Genomic DNA, 15,133 nt, shown 5'->3' on the forward strand with positions numbered 1-15,133 from the left:
GCCTGCGGTGAAGCGGATCAAGGCCCGAAGGGTTACTTGATCTTGGCTTCCTTGTACATGACGTGCTTGCGGACGACCGGATCGTACTTCTTGAATTCGAACTTGTCCGGTGTGTTCCGCTTGTTCTTGTCGGTGGTATAAAAGTGGCCGGTACCGGCACTGGACACCAACTTGATCTTGTCGCGCATGGTTTTACTCTCCCAGGATTCAGCTTAGATGGCGTCGCCGCGCTTGCGGATATCGGCCAGAACCGTCTCGATGCCTTTCTTGTCGATGATGCGCATGCCCTTGGAAGAGACGCGCAGCTTGACGAAGCGGCTTTCGGATTCCACCCAGAAACGATGGGTGTGCAAGTTCGGCAAGAAACGACGACGTGTCTTGCGCTGGGAGTGAGAAACGTTATTTCCAGTCACCGGACGTTTGCCGGTAACCTGACATACCTTGGACATGAGAGCCTCCAACCGCTTGGCGAGTTGTTCAAAACTGGCGGGCAAACCGGAAGAGGGGGCGGCACCCAAAGGTGTCACGCGTCGTTTAACCCAAGCCCGTTATTCAACCCTAATTCAAAGGTGGCACTTTATACCAGAGCGGCCCCTATTGGGCAAGCAAAGCGAGACATTTCCCCTAAAAAAGCCCGTTTCACGGGCTAATCGCATACTGTCAACCCCTGCCTTGCTCGATTCATAACCAGCCGCGTTCAGCGAACGAGATCACCTCGCCGTCGCCCACCACGAAATGATCGAGAATGCGCACGTCGAAAAGGGCCAGCGCCTGGCTCAGGCGGTCGGTGATACGCCGGTCGGCATCGGAGGGCTCGGCCACGCCGGATGGATGATTGTGCGCCAGAATGACCGCCCCCGCACCGAGCTCGAGCGCCCGCTTGGCCACTTCCCGGGGATAGACCGAGGCGCTGTCCAGGGTGCCGCGAAACAGCGACTCGTAGCGGATGATGCGGTGTTGGGTGTCGAGGAACAGTACGGCGAACTCCTCGTGATCGAGGTGGCGCATCTGCGAACTCAGATAATGGCGTACCAGTGCCGGCGAGGTCAGGGCGTTGCCGCGGGCCAACTGACTGGCCAGGTGCCGGCGCGACAGCTCCAGGGTGGCCTGAAGCTGGGCGAACTTGGCCGTACCCAGCCCGTGTTCGGCGCAGAAACGGGCCTGGTCGGCTTCCAGCAACTGGCGCAGCCCCCCAAAAGCGGCCAGCAGGTCGCGCGCCAGATCCACCGCGGAGCGTCCCGCCACGCCCACGCGTAGAAAGATCGCCAGCAATTCTGCGTCGGAGAGCGCCTGCGGCCCCATGACAAGCAGCTTTTCTCGTGGCCGCTCGCCTTCCGGCCAGTGATTGATCCCCATCCCCGCTCCCCCTATTTCATACTCGACCTGATTTCATACTCGACCAGCCGTGCTCGATTCCAGCCGACTCGACCCAGTCCCAACACGCGCGTTCATGATTTCGCCATGGGTCGGCACTCGATCCAGGGCGAAGCGAAATTTGGCGCCCGCCAGTATAACCCGATGCCGAGACGCTGTGCCGCCTACGCAAGCCCCGGCGCGAATGGTATGGTAAGCCTACTGAATGAACGATGCGGATATCCGTCATGCCTCCCTTTTCTGCAACGCGCGTCCTGCTGGGCGTGAGCGCCGGCATTGCCGCTTACAAGAGCGCCTCGCTCATACGTCTGCTCAAGCAGGCCGGGTGCGAAGTGCGCGTGGTGATGACCGACGGGGCCCAAGCCTTCATCACTCCCTTGACCCTGCAGGCGCTTTCCGGCGAACCCGTACGCACCTCCCTGCTCGACCCCGAAGCCGAGGCGGGCATGGGCCATATCGAGCTGGCGCGCTGGGCGGACCTGATCGTTGTCGCACCGGCCACGGCGGATCTGATGGCGCGACTGGTACACGGCATGGCCGATGACCTGCTGACGACACTGTGCCTGGCAAGCGATGCCAGCAAGATGATGGCGCCGGCCATGAACCAGGCCATGTGGCGCCACCCGGCCACCCAGCGCAATGCCGAACAACTGGCGGCCGACGGCTGGTGGATGATCGGCCCCGACGCTGGCGACCAGGCTTGCGGCGATATCGGCCCGGGGCGCATGAGCGAGCCCGAGACGATCGCCCAGGAAGTATTGGCGAGCCTCTCCTCGCTCGGCCGCTTTCCGCTTTCCGCGACCGATTCCGCTAGCGAGCCTCTTGCCGACTCCGACCCCCGCGCCTACGTTGGCTCTGGTGGCGTGTCGAAAGCGGGGAACAATCGCCATGTGGTGATTACCGCAGGACCCACCCGCGAGCCGCTCGACCCCGTGCGCTATCTCTCCAACCACAGCTCCGGCAAGATGGGCTACGCCCTGGCCGCCGCCGCCCTGACCGCTGGCGCGCGCGTCAGCTTGATCAGCGGACCGGTCGAGCTGGCCGCGCCCAAGGGGGCGACCTTGATCCAAGTGGAGACCGCCGAACAGATGCATGCCGCCGCCCGGGAGCTGGCTCCCGAGGCGGATATCTTCATCGGCTGCGCCGCAGTCGCGGACTACCGGCTCGAAGCCCCCGCCGAGCACAAGATGAAAAAGCGCGAAGACGAAGAGACCTTGACTCTGACCCTGGTCAAGAACCCCGACATCATCGCCGCCGTGGCCGCGTTGCCGACCTCGTCACGCCCCACCCTGGTGGTCGGTTTCGCCGCCGAGACCCGCGACGTGGAGCGTTACGCCCGTGACAAGCTCATGCGCAAGGGGCTCGACATGATCGTGGCCAACGATGTCTCCCAGGCCGGACTTGGCTTCGGCAGCGACGTCAACGCCGCCTGGGTCCTGTGGCGTACCCCGCAGGGAACGCACAGCGATGCACTGCCCGCCCAACCCAAGCGCCAGCTCGCCGCCACCATCGTTCACCGCGCACTCGATCTGCTCGTCCCCGGAGAAACCTCATGACCCTACCGCCCTCACCGCGGCTGCAATTCAAGTTGCTCGACGAGCGCATGCGCGACTATCTTCCTCGGTATGCCACCGCCGGCTCCGCCGGCATGGACCTGCACGCCTTGCTGGACGAGCCGTTACGGCTGGAGCCGGGCCAGTGCGAACTGGTGCGTACCGGACTGGCCATCCATATCGGCGATCCGGCGCTGGCCGGCATGATCCTGCCCCGCTCCGGCCTGGGGCACAAGCACGGCATCGTGCTCGGCAACCTGGTCGGCCTCATCGACTCCGACTACCAGGGTGAGCTGATGATCTCGGTATGGAACCGCGGCGCCACCGCCTTCCGCCTCGCCCCGTTCGAGCGCCTGGCACAGTACGTGCTTGTACCTGTGGTGCAGGCCGAGTTGCAGCTGGTGGAGCAGTTTGACGACAGCATCCGTGGCAGTGGCGGCTTCGGCAGCACGGGCTCCCACTGAACCTTTCACCTTACAAGCAGGGACGACCATGACTTCAGCCTCCGACTCTTCTACGTCGCCATCCGCCGACACCACGCCGTCGGTACCCGCCTCCATCTTCCGCGCTTATGACATCCGCGGCATCGTCGACGAAACCTTGACCGAAGCGGGCGTCGAGCAGATCGGCCGCGCCATCGGCAGTGAAGCCGCCGCTCGCGGCGAATCCACCGTCGTCGTGGCCCGTGACGGCCGCCTTTCCGGCCCGCGCCTGCAAGCCGCGCTGATGCGCGGGCTCAACGCCGCCGGACGCAACGTGGTGGATATCGGCATGGTTCCCACGCCGGTGCTCTACTTCGCCACCCATATCATCGAGGGCACAAGCTCCGGGGTGATGGTCACCGGCAGCCACAACCCGCCCGACTACAATGGCTTCAAGATCGTCCTCGGCGGCGAAACGCTCTCCGGCGACACCATTACCGCCTTGTACCAGCGCATTCGCGATAACCAGCTGGAGAGCGGCCAGGGCGATATCCGCCAGGAAGACGTTCGCGATGCCTACCTCGAGCGCATCCTCGGCGACGTCAAACTGGCCCGCCCGCTCAAGGCAGTGGTCGACTGCGGTAACGGCGTGGCCGGCGAGCTTGGCCCGAAGCTGGTGGAGCGGCTGGGCGCCGAGACCATTCCGCTGTTCGCCGAGATCGACGGCAACTTTCCCAACCACCACCCCGACCCCGGCAAGCCGGAAAACCTGCAGGACTTGATTCGCAGCGTTCAGGAGACCGGGGCCGATATCGGCCTGGCCTTCGATGGCGACGGCGACCGGCTGGGGGTGATCACGCCCAGCGGCAAGCTGATCTATCCCGACCACCTGCTCATGGCCTTCGCCACCGACATGCTCACGCGCAACCCCGGGGCCAAGGTCATCTTCGACGTCAAGTGTACCGGCAACCTGACCCAGGTGATCGCCGATGCCGGTGGCGAGCCGGAAATGTGGCGTACCGGCCACTCGCTGATCAAGGCGCGCATGAAGGAAACCGGCGCCCAGCTGGCCGGCGAGATGAGCGGTCACATCTTCTTCAAGGAGCGCTGGTACGGTTTCGACGACGGCCTTTACGCCGCCGCCCGCCTGCTCGAGATCCTGGCCAACCAACCAGAGGATGCCGATACTTTCATCGAGAGCTTCCCCCAGGACATCGGCACACCGGAAATCAACATTACCGTCACCGACGACACCAAGTTCGACCTGGTGGCGAGACTTGCCCGGGAAGGCGACTTCGGCGAAGGTGTCAAGACCACGCTCGACGGCATTCGTGTGGACTATCCCGATGGCTGGGGACTGTGCCGCGCCTCCAACACTACGCCGGTACTGGTGCTGCGCTTCGAAGGCAAGAACGATGCCGCCCTGGCACGCATCCGCCAGCAGTTCGCCGCGGCCCTCAAGCAGGTCGCCGACGACCTGGAGATACCGCTCTAACACGACAGAGAGCGCTTGGCATGGAGCGCAACCCCCGGGGCTCACCCCGGGGCAGAGTATCGAGACGCTTCAAGAAGTATCAGCACCCGACTAGAAAAACGTCAGCCATGACACCAAGACGTTACATAACACATAAACGGCGCCATCTCGGTGGCGCTAGATAACACAGCAAGGGAAACCCCATGAACCCGACCAGTCGCGATCCTCGCGTCGTCGTGGAGGTGCTTTCCGAAGCCCTCCCCTATATCCAGCAGTTCTCCGGCAAGACCGTCGTGGTGAAGTACGGCGGTAACGCCATGACCGAGAAGACCCTGATCGACTCCTTCGCCCGCAATATCGTGTTGATGAAAGAGGTTGGCATCAATCCAGTGGTGGTACACGGCGGCGGACCGCAGATCGGCGAATTGCTGACCAAGCTCAACATCGAGTCGCGCTTCGTCAACGGCATGCGGGTCACCGATGCCGAGACCATGGATGTCGTGGAGATGGTGCTGGGCGGGCTGGTCAACAAGAGCATCGTCAACCTGATCAACCAGAGCGGCGGCAAGGCCATCGGCCTCACCGGCAAGGATGGCGGGCAGATCCGCGCGCGCCAGCTCAAGGTGGAGCAACAAAGCCCCGAACAGAGCCCCGAGATGACCGCGGCGGAGATCATCGATATCGGCCATGTGGGTGAAGTGGAGCACATCTCCACCGAGCTGATCGAACTGCTCGCCGCGCGTGACTTCATTCCCGTCATCGCCCCGATCGGGGTCGATGACCAGGGCCACAGCTACAACATCAACGCCGACCTGGTGGCGGGCAAGGTGGCGGAAGCGCTGGGCGCCGAGAAACTGATGCTGTTGACCAACGTCGCCGGACTGATGGATGGCGAAGGTCACGTACTGACCGGGTTGACCACGGCCCAGGTGGACGCGCTGATTGCCGACGGCACCATTCACGGCGGCATGCTGCCCAAGATTCGCTGCGCCCTGGAGGCAGTGAAAGGAGGCGTGAAAAGCGCGCATATCATCGATGGGCGCGTGGCTCACGCCACGCTGCTGGAGATATTCACCAATGCCGGGGTGGGTACCTTGATTACCGACGCCAGCTAGGGCAGCGAGGTTATTGCCATGACAGAAGAACACAAACCCCGCCGCCGCGAACAGATTCTCCAGGCCCTGGCATTGATGCTGGAAGAGGATAGCGGCAAGCGCATCACCACCGCCGCGCTGGCCCGCCAGGTAGGCGTCTCCGAAGCGGCGCTCTACCGCCACTTTCCCAGCAAGGCGCGGATGTTCGAAGGCTTGATCGACTTCATCGAGGAGAACCTGTTCGCCCGCATCACGCGCATTCTGGAGGAAGTCCCCGATACCCTGGCGCGCTGCCATACCATCATCACGCTGCTACTGGGCTTCGCCGAGAAGAATCCCGGGCTCTCCAGGGTAATGGGCGGAGATGTGCTCACCGGCGAAACCGCCCGCCTGCGCCAGCGCATCCATCAGCTGTTCGAGCGCCTGGAAACCCAGCTCAAGCAGGTACTGCGCGAAGCGGAACTACGCGAAGGGCTACGCCCTACCATCACCGCCTCGGCAGCCGCCAACCTGTTGATGGCCCAGGCGGAAGGGCGCATCTCGCAGTACGTGCGAAGCGATTTCCAGCGTCTGCCCACCGAGCATTGGGAAGATCAGTGGGTGCTGCTCTCCGCCCAGCTATTGCATCCGGTAGCGCAGCCGGCCTGAACGACGCCAGTTTGTACGAGGCAGCAACAATGCTTGACCCCGGCACAAGGGCCGGGGTCAAGGGGCGGGAGAGAGCCTGAGAGATCAAGAGCGCTAAAAGGGAGAACCGCAGCGGCCGATCAGGCCGCCAGCGTATCTCCCATTTTCTGACGGATCTTTTTCATGGCGTTCTTTTCCAGCTGTCGGATACGCTCGGCGCTGACACCATAGACATCAGCCAGATCGTGCAGGGTGGCCTTTTCCTCGGCCAGCCAGCGACGCTGGAGGATGTCTCGAGAGCGATCATCCAGCAGCTCCAGGGCGCCTTGCAAGCGGCGCGTGGAATCCGCTTCGAAATCGCTGTCCTCCAGCTGCGCGGCCGGGTCGGAGGCGGCGTCGTCGAGATAATGTACCGGTGCCTGGTAGACGCTGTCCTCGTCTTCGCCCGGCGAGGCATCGAAGCCTGCGTCGTAGGCGGAAAGACGCCCTTCCATGTCGCGCACGACCTCGGGCTTGACATCGAGGTCCTTGGCGATGGCATCGACTTCGTCGTTGTTCAACCAGGCCAGGCGCTTCTTGGCGCTGCGCAGATTGAAGAACAGCTTGCGCTGCGCCTTGGTGGTGGCAATCTTGACGATGCGCCAGTTGCGCAGCACGAATTCGTGGATTTCCGCCTTGATCCAGTGCACTGCGAACGATACCAGGCGCACGCCCTGGTTGGGGTCGAAGCGCTTGACGGCTTTCATCAAACCGACGTTGCCTTCCTGGATCAAATCCGCCTGGGGCAAGCCATAACCGGAATAACTGCGTGCGATGTGCACCACGAACCGCAGGTGCGACAGCACCAGGCGACGTGCCGCTTCAAGATCACCCTCGTCATACAAGCGATACGCCAGCTCACGCTCCTCCTGGGCGGTAAGCACGGGGATGCCGTTGACGGCTTGAATATAGCCGCCCAGGTCGTGCCCCGGAGAAAGCTGTCCCACCGGTAGAAGACTATTGCTCATGTGCAGGATGTCTCCCTGTAAACCCGTTTCTGTCACTATAGGACACCGCATGCAACACGATGTTCCCTATTTGCTCAGTATGCCAGCGGGCCTAACGTGCCCGCATGCTGGCAAGGTGACGGCTTACCGCCAGCCAGGCGCCTAGCCAGCCTAGTAGTGTACTGCAAGATAGCAGGATTGTAGAGCCTGCCAAGTCCAGCTGGGGCAGGCTGAAGCCCGCGCCGTAACTTGCCGCCAGCGCCGCCACCGGCAGCGAAAGCCAATGGTTGCCCAGGGTCAACAGGCCTAGTGCCAAAATCCCGCCGCCCAGGCCGTACCAGGCACCGCTGTACAGGAAGGGACGGCGCACGAAGGCATGCGTGGCACCGATCAGCATCACCACTTCGATCTCCCGCCGTCGGCTCTCCACCGCCAGACGTATCGTATTGCCCACTACCAGCAACACGCCGAACCCGAACAGCACGCCCAGCGCGAGGGCCAGCCGTCGCCCGAGCTCGGCCAGGTGGCGCAGGCGCTCGATCCAGGCGAGATCCAGGCGCACCTCGTCGACCCCCGTCATCTCCTCCAGGGCCTCGGCCAGGCGTTGCATCGCCTGGGGCTCTGGCACGGCGGGGCGTACTACGATACTGGCGGGCAGCGGGTTATCCTCGAGTCCGTCGAGGGCATCCGCCAGCCCCAGCGCCTGCTGGAACTCCGCCATGCCTTGCTCGGCGCTTACCAGGCGTGTGGTCATTACCGCCGGGTGCGCGGCGATTGCCTCGTCGACTCGGGCGGCCTGGGACTGGTCCACCTCGCGTGCCAGGTAGACGGTCAGAGTGGCACTCTCTTCGAGTTCGGCATCCAGCAGGCGAGCGCTATCCAGGGTCAGCCACAGGGCGGCTGGCAGGACCAGCGCGATAGCGATGGCCAGCATGGTCAGCAAGTTGCCTAACGGTTGCTTGACCAGGCGGCGGGCGCTATCCACCAGCATGGCGCGATGGTGGCGGGCCCAGGCGCGCAGACGGCTGCGCGCCTGGGGCGCATGGCTCTGGGCACCGCGTTTGGGAGTCGGGGAAGCGTGTCTCATACGGGCTTCTCATCCGCGACCAGGCGGCCATCGCGCAAGCGCAGGATACGATGGCGCAACCTGGCGATCAGGGCGAGATCGTGGCTGGCGATCATGACAGTGGTACCGATACGATTAAAATCCTCGAACAACCCCATGATATCGGCGGAAAGCTGCGGGTCCAGGTTGCCGGTGGGTTCGTCGGCCAGCAACAGCGCTGGCTTGTTGACCACCGCCCGAGCGATCCCCACCCGCTGCTGCTCGCCGCCGGAAAGCTCGATAGGCAGGGCCTTTTCACGGTGCAGCAAGCCCACCTTGTCGAGGGCGGCACGGACGCGGCGCGCGGCTTCACGGGGCTCGGTGCCCTGGATTTCCAGCGGCAAGGCGACATTGGCGAAAATGTTGCGGTCGAACAACAGCTGGTGATCCTGAAACACCACGCCGACCTGGCGGCGGTAGAAAGGCACTTGGCTGGCGTGAAGCCGGGCGATATCGTGTCCGGCCACCACCACCCTGCCGCGGCTGGGCCGCTCCAGGCGCATTATCAGGCGCAACAGCGAGCTTTTCCCGGCCCCCGAGTGGCCGGTGAGAAATACCATCTCGCCGCGGGAAACGCGAAAGTCCAGATTGGCCAGCGCTTCGAAACGGCCCCCGTAGCGCTTGCCCACATGCTCGAACGCGATCATGCCCGGGAATCGCTCCGGGACGTCCCCTCCGAGTTGCGTTCATCGCTATCGAATAGCGCCGCCACGAAATCCTGGGCGACGAAGGGCCTCAGATCATCCAGCCCCTCGCCCACCCCGATGAAACGAATCGGCGTGCCCAGCTGCTTGGCCAGGGCGAAGATGATGCCACCCTTGGCGGTACCGTCGAGCTTGGTCAGGGTAATGCCGGTAATGGGCACGGCTTCATTGAAGGTACTGGCCTGGGAGATCGCGTTCTGCCCCGTGCCCGCATCCAGCACCAGCATCACTTCATGGGGCGCCTCGGCATCCAGTTTCTGCATGACCCGATGGACCTTCTTCAGCTCCTCCATCAGATGGCCCTTGTTGTGCAGGCGGCCGGCGGTATCGGCGATCAACACGTCCATGCCCCGCGCCTTGGCGGCCGCGACGGCATCGTAGATGACCGAGGCGCTATCGGCACCGGTATGCTGGGCAATCACCGGCACATCGTTGCGCTCTCCCCATACCTTGAGCTGTTCGACCGCCGCGGCGCGGAAGGTGTCACCCGCCGCCAGCATCACCCGCTTGCCTTCACGCTGGAAACGCTGGGTGAGCTTGCCGATGGTAGTGGTCTTGCCGACGCCATTCACCCCGACCACCAGGATCACGAAGGGGCCGGCGGCCGGCTGTGTCAGGGTAAGCGGGGTCGCGACCGGCGCCAGCATGGCGGCCAGCTCCTCCTGGAGGGCGCGATAGAGCGCCTGCGGCTCCTTGAGCTCCTTGCGCGAGACACGGGCGGTCAAGCTATCGATGATCTCGGTGGTGGCCTCGATTCCCACATCCGCCATCAGCAGCTGGGTCTCCAGGTCCTCCATCAACTCGTCATCTATCTGCTTCTTGCCCAGGAACAGGCCGGCGACACCGTCGGTGAAATTGGCACGGGTCTTGCCCAGGCCCGACTTGATACGCGCGAACCAGCCCTGTTTCTCCGCGACCGGCTTTTCGCGGGCCGCGGGTGCCGGACGAGGCTCTGGCTCTGGCTCTGGCTCTGGCTCTGGCTCTGGCTCTGGCTCTGGCTCTGGCTCTGGCTCTGGCTCTGGCTCTGGCTCTGGCTCTGGCTCTGGCTCTGGCTCTGGCACGACAGGCTCGGCGGGAGAAGGCGCGGGTTCAACCGCAGGCGTGGCGTCTTCTTCCTTCTCTGCCGGCTCGGCCTCGTCCGGTGTCGGCGCTTTTGCCGGCAGGTCATCCTGGGACTGGGTATCGTCGTCTTGCTTTTTCTTACGCTTGAAAAAACCGAACATGAGTGGAATCCGACTTCAAGGGGTGAACGTTTGCTCCATCCTAACATTGCGCATCGAGACTTGGGACACGCAAGCCGCTACAATCGCCCCATGACACGCAAACGCCAGAATTCAGGCCGAGAAAGGTCTTCTCGCTCCCAGCCGCAGGCTCGCTCAGGCGGCAAGCTACGCATCATCGGCGGCGAATTTCGTCGACGGTTGCTGCCGGTGCTGGAAAGCCCCGGCTTGCGACCGACGCCCGACCGAGTCCGCGAAACCCTATTCAACTGGCTGGGCCCGCAACTGGGCGGAGCCCGGGCGCTGGATCTGTTCGCCGGCACCGGCGCCCTGGGAATCGAGGCGCTGTCCCGAGGGGCGGCTGAAGTGCAGTTCGTGGAGCGCGACCCGCAGGTCGCCGAGCAACTGCGCGCCAATCTGGTCTCGCTAGCCCTGGATCAACCAGTGACGGCACAGGACGCCAGCGCTTTTCTCGCCACCTCACAGCAGCCATTTTCGCTGGTGTTCCTCGACCCGCCCTTCCATCAAGGCCTGGCGGCACCTTGTTGCGCCGCCCTGGAAAACGGCTGGTTGACGGAGCAGGCTTACATCTACCTGGAAACGGAAGCCTCGCTTTCTCCCCAGGTGCCCGCCAGCTGGCAGCTGCATCGTGAAACCCGGGCCGGCGAGGGTATCGCCAGGCTTTATCGGCGAGACGCCTGAACCAGCGAAAACATTCTTGTGGCCGCACGGGAGTCACGTTACGCTCGCCCTATCTCTGCACCCGCTGTCTTTCGATGGCAATACCGTTACCGATGGAGGTACGAATGAGCCTGGAACTGTTCTCCCAGCTTGAGCAAAAAGTCACCAGCGCCGTGGAAACGCTGGAACTGATGAAGCTGGAAAACGACGAGCTACGCAGTGAAAATGCGCGCCTCAAGCAGGAACATGAAGAGTGGGAAAACCGCCTGAAGGGATTGTTGGGCAAGTTCCACGAGGCATAGAGCGATAGCGGCGCCTAATCGACAACCGGCGATACAAGCCGCGACATCAGCAACGCATCCTCACGCGCGGTCTGAGGCGGCACAGGAGGATAATACCCCTTGCGACGACCATCGATGCTGAATCCGCCCTGTCGATATAGCGCGATGGCGGCCGCGTTGGTCGCGCGCACTTCCAGCAAGAGTCGCTCGCTGCCCCAGCGGGATGCCGTCTCGACCAGCGCTTGCAGCAGCAGGCGCCCCAGCCCCCAGCGCCGGGCATCGGGCGCCACGCCCAGCGCCAGCAATTCGGCATCGAACGGCTGGCGCGCCAGCCAGGCATAGCCCAGCAGTGAAGCGTTCTCGCCACTTTCGGGTTCCCGCCATATCCCCAGCACCGTCGCTTGCGGGTCGCTCAGTGCCATCGCCAGCTGGCTTTCGCTCATGCCGCTGCCGGCGCGGGACTCAAGGTCGACAAGGGCGGCCTGGTGGGTTTCATCGAGCCTCTCCAATGTCATCGCCTCCCCCTCTTCCCCATCTGGCGCAAGCGTCATGTGGCTTGCCGCTCCTCGCCCTCGCGCCATAATGTGGCGAGTGCCTGCAGCTGCGGCCAGGAGGAGCGTTTCAGCTCGGCATTGCGGCTCAGCTCGGCAAGAGCGGGCAAGTGGCTGATGGGCAAACCCAGCGTCCGGCTATGCGCCTCTTCTTCTGCCATGACCGGTGCCACCGGACTCGTTTCATCCGCACCCAGCCATAGCAACCGGGTGGGCGCCCAGCCTCGCCGGGCACAACCCGCGACGAAGGCCTGCAGGCCCTCCTGCGCCTCTTCTAGGGAAGCGCCTTGGGACATCCCTTCAAGCTCCAGCTGCGGCCACTGGAACACGTCGAATTCGGGCGGGCTGGGCAAACCAATACCGGCGGTCTGCAACATCGCATGCAGCAAGCGCCGCTCTACCTGACCAGGCTCGGATGTCTGCAACACCAGCCAACGCCCGCCCAGGCAGGCCACATGCAGCACAAAGCGCAGTGGTGGCGAAAGGGATGGCGTGGATGCCCGAGGGGCCGACAGCTCAGCAGAGGCTTCAGCGGGGGTATCTTCCGTAGCTTCCTGTGAGCCGATATTCAGCAGCTGGCGCGCTCGCTGGCGAACGGGCTGGGGCGCGGCAACATGGGATACCTTCGCCGCAGCATCCGCCGCGGTGGCCTGTTGCGCCTCATCCAGCAGGGCATGCAGCTTGTCGCTCGGCGCACGAACCTCTTCTACCGTTTCTTCCCAGGAGCAGGTCGGCGTGGGCCTGGCGTTGGGCAGCCGGTAGCGCGATGCCCAGGAGGTCAGACCCATGGCATCCAGATACTGCCGACGTTGCGGCTCGCCGATCACGCAAGCACCGCCTATTGGCCAACGCCACGGCAGTTGGGAGAGGCGGGACGTGACCCGCCTCGAGCTTCCCATTCCGCGGGAGTATAGAGATGCAGCGCCAGGGCATGCACCGGGCCGGACAGTTCCTCGGCCAGCAGGGAGTAGATCTGCTGATGACGTTTCACCGGCATCATCCCGTCGAAGCGCTCGCTGACCAGGGTCACCTTGAAATGGGTTTCGGAATTGGCCGGCACATTGTGCATGTGGCTTTCGTTTTCCACATAGGCATGGAGCGGATCCAGCGCCTGGAGCTTGGTTTCAATCAGTGCCTGAATGGTCATGACCCTCTCCTGAAGAGAACAACTCGCGCAATTGTACGCGTTTAGTCACTCGCCGACGACGCCTGTTGCGCGGCCATCGCCCTGCCCGCCAGGGGAAACCGCGCCACGCTGACCACCAGGGCCAGCAGCGTGGTGAAACCCGCCAGCCACAAGGTCGCCTGTACCGGCCAGCCCGCCGCCATGGCCGCCCCGACCAACGCCACCCCGAAGGATTGCCCCACCGTGCGTGTGGTGCTCATCACCCCCGAGACATTGGCGCTGCGCTCACGCGGCAGGCTGCCCATCATCTCCCGGTTGTTGGGCGGCTGAAACAGACCAAAACCGATGCCGCACAGAGCGGTGCGCCACAGGCTGTTCAGTACACTCGTCGAATCATCCACCAGGGCCAGAGCCACCAGCCCGGCTATCAGCAGCAGCAGGCCGGTACTGGAGAGCAGTCCGGGATTGATGCGGTCCGCCAGGCGCCCCGCCACCGGCCCCACCAGCATAATGGCCAGCGGCCAGGGGGTGAACAGCCAGGCGGTTTCCAGCGGGGTGAAGCCCATCTCCTGCTGATAGAGAAACGACAACGCCACGAAGGTCAGCCCCTGACCGACGAAGGCCAGGCCCGAGGCGGAAACCGCCAGGCTGAAACGCAGTTCGTTGAACACCACCAGCGGCAATAGCGGATACGCGGCGCGTTTCTGGCGTGCCACGAACCCGACCCCGGCACCAACGGCCAGCACCGCCCATCCACCGCTTTGCCACAGCGGCGCGGCATGGCCGACTGCATCCATGGCCAGGAAGAAGCTCGCCAGCATGGCGATGGAGAGCAGCGCTCCCAAGGTATCGAAGCTGCCCTGGCGCGGCGTTTCCCGGGGCAAGGCGAACCAGGCGAGACACAAGGCACTCAGCCCCAACGGCACATTCAGCGCGAATAGCCACGGCCAGGTGGCAAAGGAGAGAATGACGCCACTCAAGGTCGGTCCGGCTGCATAGCCACCGGCCACCACCAGCGCGCTCAAGCCCAGGGCGCTGCCCAGCAGCCGGGAGGGAAACACGGCGCGATAGAGGGAAGGCCCGATCGACAGTGTCGCCGCCGCCCCCAACCCCTGGAGCGCCCGGAACACCAGCAGCGTTTCCAGCTGTGTGGACAAGGCACTGCCGACCGAGGCCAGGACGAAAAGCCCCAGGCCGAACAGGTACAGCCGCCGCCGGGTCATCAATTCACTGATACCGGCGAATACCAGCAGGAAAGCGGCGCAGACGACCTGAAAGAGGTTGGTGATCCACACCGCTCGCGAAGCGGGGATGGCCAGGTCGGCGGCGATCGAAGGCAGCGCCAGGTTGATCATGGTGGTGTCCACCACCGCCATCAAGGTGCCGGTCACCAGAGCCAATACTGCCAGTTTGCGTTCACGGCCGGGCAGGCCGTCATCGCCGGGGCGGGTTTCGAACAGTCGCATGTCCGAGGGATTTCCTAAACAGCGAAACCGGCCAAGGCCGGTTTCAGGGGGAACGAGTCAAGCGATACGATCAGTCCTGTTCATTGTCCAGCAACAGCGCATCGTCGATTTCGGAGATTTCCAGCGGTGTTTCGTCGTCAAGGTCGATGGCCAGATAGCTGTGCTCCACCCGCAGAAAGCGCTGAAACAGATCCCAGTCCAGCCGCTCGGGCCACTGCCGCTCATCCTCTTCCCACGCTTTCAGCTCGGTCTCGAGGATCTCGGCGTAACGCTCGCGAACCAACGTCGCCAGCGCTTCCGGCGTGTCCATCTCGGGAATCAGATAGATGGTACTTTCACGCTCGACGTCGTCCAGAGTCAGGTCGTCGTCCCCCATGGTGGGTTCCAGCGCATTGATCCAATCAACGAAGTGCTGGGTCGGCCTGACGCTCAGGGCGGAGCGATTAAGCAGTTTCATGGGATTCTCCTC

Annotated in this window: 19 protein-coding genes; 7 read left to right on the plus strand and 12 right to left on the minus strand. The window is 63.7% G+C overall.

Translation table 11 applies throughout. The annotated features are described in order from the left end of the window. Window positions 1-32 precede the first annotated feature (32 nt). From rpmG to radC, 3 genes are all read right to left on the minus strand, one after another. A complete protein-coding gene (gene rpmG, locus R5M92_RS10095) occupies window positions 33-188 on the minus strand; it encodes a 50S ribosomal protein L33 (protein ID WP_027337782.1) in 156 nt (51 codons plus the stop codon). A 24-nt stretch (window positions 189-212) separates the two neighbouring features. Continuing rightward, window positions 213-449, minus strand: coding sequence for a 50S ribosomal protein L28 (gene rpmB, locus R5M92_RS10100; RefSeq protein ID WP_230447225.1), 237 nt, complete (start codon window positions 447-449; stop codon window positions 213-215). A 232-nt stretch (window positions 450-681) separates the two neighbouring features. Continuing rightward, window positions 682-1,356 (minus strand): RadC family protein, encoded by a 675-nt coding sequence (gene radC, locus R5M92_RS10105; RefSeq protein WP_346795802.1) that lies wholly within the window; start codon window positions 1,354-1,356, stop codon window positions 682-684. Window positions 1,357-1,601: 245 nt separating this feature from the next. On the opposite strand from radC, the gene coaBC reads away from it, so the two are divergent. The 5 genes from coaBC to slmA all read left to right on the plus strand — a co-directional run bounded on the left by coaBC (window position 1,602) and on the right by slmA (window position 6,565). Beyond that, the gene (coaBC, locus tag R5M92_RS10110) at window positions 1,602-2,930 is read left to right on the plus strand and encodes a bifunctional phosphopantothenoylcysteine decarboxylase/phosphopantothenate--cysteine ligase CoaBC (protein WP_346795803.1); all 1,329 of its coding nucleotides are present in this window, start codon (window positions 1,602-1,604) and stop codon (window positions 2,928-2,930) included. Next, window positions 2,927-3,391, plus strand: a complete 465-nt coding sequence (gene dut, locus R5M92_RS10115) for a dUTP diphosphatase (protein ID WP_346795805.1) — start codon at window positions 2,927-2,929, stop codon at window positions 3,389-3,391. The genes coaBC and dut overlap by 4 nt, the downstream gene beginning before the upstream one ends. Window positions 3,392-3,419: 28 nt before the next feature. Then, window positions 3,420-4,844 (plus strand): phosphomannomutase/phosphoglucomutase, encoded by a 1,425-nt coding sequence (locus R5M92_RS10120; RefSeq protein ID WP_346795806.1) that lies wholly within the window; start codon window positions 3,420-3,422, stop codon window positions 4,842-4,844. Between the two features lie 182 nt (window positions 4,845-5,026). Continuing rightward, on the plus strand, window positions 5,027-5,938 hold the full coding sequence (gene argB, locus R5M92_RS10125; protein WP_346795807.1) for an acetylglutamate kinase: 912 nt from the start codon (window positions 5,027-5,029) through the stop codon (window positions 5,936-5,938). 18 nt (window positions 5,939-5,956) lie between these two features. Beyond that, entirely contained in the window at window positions 5,957-6,565 is a 609-nt protein-coding gene (slmA, locus tag R5M92_RS10130; RefSeq protein WP_346795808.1) for a nucleoid occlusion factor SlmA, read from the plus strand. A 119-nt stretch (window positions 6,566-6,684) separates the two neighbouring features. Here the strand turns inward: slmA and rpoH are convergent, their stop codons facing one another. The 4 genes from rpoH to ftsY form a co-directional block, all read right to left on the minus strand. After that, complete coding sequence (gene rpoH / locus R5M92_RS10135) at window positions 6,685-7,551, minus strand: RNA polymerase sigma factor RpoH (RefSeq protein ID WP_346795809.1); 867 nt, start codon at window positions 7,549-7,551, stop codon at window positions 6,685-6,687. A 91-nt stretch (window positions 7,552-7,642) separates the two neighbouring features. Further along, complete coding sequence (gene ftsX / locus R5M92_RS10140) at window positions 7,643-8,617, minus strand: permease-like cell division protein FtsX (RefSeq protein WP_346795810.1); 975 nt, start codon at window positions 8,615-8,617, stop codon at window positions 7,643-7,645. Further along, window positions 8,614-9,282 carry a cell division ATP-binding protein FtsE gene (ftsE, locus tag R5M92_RS10145; protein ID WP_346795811.1) on the minus strand — a complete coding sequence of 223 codons (669 nt, stop codon included), beginning with the start codon at window positions 9,280-9,282 and terminating at the stop codon, window positions 8,614-8,616. The genes ftsX and ftsE overlap by 4 nt, the downstream gene beginning before the upstream one ends. Then, a complete protein-coding gene (gene ftsY, locus R5M92_RS10150; protein WP_346795812.1) occupies window positions 9,279-10,562 on the minus strand; it encodes a signal recognition particle-docking protein FtsY in 1,284 nt (427 codons plus the stop codon). Before ftsY ends, ftsE begins: the two co-directional genes overlap by 4 nt. Window positions 10,563-10,652: 90 nt before the next feature. On the opposite strand from ftsY, the gene rsmD reads away from it, so the two are divergent. Both rsmD and R5M92_RS10160 read left to right on the plus strand, forming a co-directional pair. Further along, window positions 10,653-11,261 (plus strand): 16S rRNA (guanine(966)-N(2))-methyltransferase RsmD, encoded by a 609-nt coding sequence (gene rsmD, locus R5M92_RS10155; protein ID WP_346795813.1) that lies wholly within the window; start codon window positions 10,653-10,655, stop codon window positions 11,259-11,261. Window positions 11,262-11,365: 104 nt separating this feature from the next. Beyond that, the gene (locus R5M92_RS10160) at window positions 11,366-11,542 is read left to right on the plus strand and encodes a cell division protein ZapB (RefSeq protein ID WP_346795814.1); all 177 of its coding nucleotides are present in this window, start codon (window positions 11,366-11,368) and stop codon (window positions 11,540-11,542) included. 14 nt (window positions 11,543-11,556) lie between these two features. On the opposite strand, the gene R5M92_RS10165 is transcribed toward R5M92_RS10160, so the two are convergent. The 5 genes from R5M92_RS10165 to R5M92_RS10185 all read right to left on the minus strand — a co-directional run bounded on the left by R5M92_RS10165 (window position 11,557) and on the right by R5M92_RS10185 (window position 15,121). Further along, on the minus strand, window positions 11,557-12,072 hold the full coding sequence (locus R5M92_RS10165) for a GNAT family N-acetyltransferase (RefSeq protein ID WP_346795815.1): 516 nt from the start codon (window positions 12,070-12,072) through the stop codon (window positions 11,557-11,559). Next, window positions 12,069-12,899, minus strand: a complete 831-nt coding sequence (locus tag R5M92_RS10170; protein ID WP_346795816.1) for a hypothetical protein — start codon at window positions 12,897-12,899, stop codon at window positions 12,069-12,071. Before R5M92_RS10170 ends, R5M92_RS10165 begins: the two co-directional genes overlap by 4 nt. A gap of 11 nt (window positions 12,900-12,910) precedes the next feature. Next, window positions 12,911-13,219: a BolA family protein gene (locus tag R5M92_RS10175; RefSeq protein WP_346795817.1), complete on the minus strand. Its 309-nt coding sequence runs from the start codon at window positions 13,217-13,219 to the stop codon at window positions 12,911-12,913. A gap of 41 nt (window positions 13,220-13,260) precedes the next feature. Then, window positions 13,261-14,664 carry an MFS transporter gene (locus R5M92_RS10180; protein ID WP_346795818.1) on the minus strand — a complete coding sequence of 468 codons (1,404 nt, stop codon included), beginning with the start codon at window positions 14,662-14,664 and terminating at the stop codon, window positions 13,261-13,263. A gap of 70 nt (window positions 14,665-14,734) precedes the next feature. After that, window positions 14,735-15,121: a hypothetical protein gene (locus R5M92_RS10185; protein WP_346795819.1), complete on the minus strand. Its 387-nt coding sequence runs from the start codon at window positions 15,119-15,121 to the stop codon at window positions 14,735-14,737. Window positions 15,122-15,133 lie beyond the last annotated feature (12 nt).

It is taken from the genome of Halomonas sp. Bachu 37, from assembly GCF_039691755.1.
GTDB lineage: Bacteria > Pseudomonadota > Gammaproteobacteria > Pseudomonadales > Halomonadaceae > Vreelandella > Vreelandella kashgarensis.

What these genes read in the sequence shown, in the direction of transcription:
- rpmG (WP_027337782.1), bottom strand. Translation starts at nt 188, where the DNA reads ATGCGCGACAAGATCAAGTTGGTGTCCAGTGCCGGTACCGGCCACTTT.
- rpmB (WP_230447225.1), bottom strand. Translation starts at nt 449, where the DNA reads ATGTCCAAGGTATGTCAGGTTACCGGCAAACGTCCGGTGACTGGAAAT.
- radC (WP_346795802.1), bottom strand. Translation starts at nt 1,356, where the DNA reads ATGGGGATCAATCACTGGCCGGAAGGCGAGCGGCCACGAGAAAAGCTG.
- coaBC (WP_346795803.1), top strand. Translation starts at nt 1,602, where the DNA reads ATGCCTCCCTTTTCTGCAACGCGCGTCCTGCTGGGCGTGAGCGCCGGC.
- dut (WP_346795805.1), top strand. Translation starts at nt 2,927, where the DNA reads ATGACCCTACCGCCCTCACCGCGGCTGCAATTCAAGTTGCTCGACGAG.
- R5M92_RS10120 (WP_346795806.1), top strand. Translation starts at nt 3,420, where the DNA reads ATGACTTCAGCCTCCGACTCTTCTACGTCGCCATCCGCCGACACCACG.
- argB (WP_346795807.1), top strand. Translation starts at nt 5,027, where the DNA reads ATGAACCCGACCAGTCGCGATCCTCGCGTCGTCGTGGAGGTGCTTTCC.
- slmA (WP_346795808.1), top strand. Translation starts at nt 5,957, where the DNA reads ATGACAGAAGAACACAAACCCCGCCGCCGCGAACAGATTCTCCAGGCC.
- rpoH (WP_346795809.1), bottom strand. Translation starts at nt 7,551, where the DNA reads ATGAGCAATAGTCTTCTACCGGTGGGACAGCTTTCTCCGGGGCACGAC.
- ftsX (WP_346795810.1), bottom strand. Translation starts at nt 8,617, where the DNA reads ATGAGACACGCTTCCCCGACTCCCAAACGCGGTGCCCAGAGCCATGCG.
- ftsE (WP_346795811.1), bottom strand. Translation starts at nt 9,282, where the DNA reads ATGATCGCGTTCGAGCATGTGGGCAAGCGCTACGGGGGCCGTTTCGAA.
- ftsY (WP_346795812.1), bottom strand. Translation starts at nt 10,562, where the DNA reads ATGTTCGGTTTTTTCAAGCGTAAGAAAAAGCAAGACGACGATACCCAG.
- rsmD (WP_346795813.1), top strand. Translation starts at nt 10,653, where the DNA reads ATGACACGCAAACGCCAGAATTCAGGCCGAGAAAGGTCTTCTCGCTCC.
- R5M92_RS10160 (WP_346795814.1), top strand. Translation starts at nt 11,366, where the DNA reads ATGAGCCTGGAACTGTTCTCCCAGCTTGAGCAAAAAGTCACCAGCGCC.
- R5M92_RS10165 (WP_346795815.1), bottom strand. Translation starts at nt 12,072, where the DNA reads ATGACGCTTGCGCCAGATGGGGAAGAGGGGGAGGCGATGACATTGGAG.
- R5M92_RS10175 (WP_346795817.1), bottom strand. Translation starts at nt 13,219, where the DNA reads ATGACCATTCAGGCACTGATTGAAACCAAGCTCCAGGCGCTGGATCCG.
- R5M92_RS10180 (WP_346795818.1), bottom strand. Translation starts at nt 14,664, where the DNA reads ATGCGACTGTTCGAAACCCGCCCCGGCGATGACGGCCTGCCCGGCCGT.
- R5M92_RS10185 (WP_346795819.1), bottom strand. Translation starts at nt 15,121, where the DNA reads ATGAAACTGCTTAATCGCTCCGCCCTGAGCGTCAGGCCGACCCAGCAC.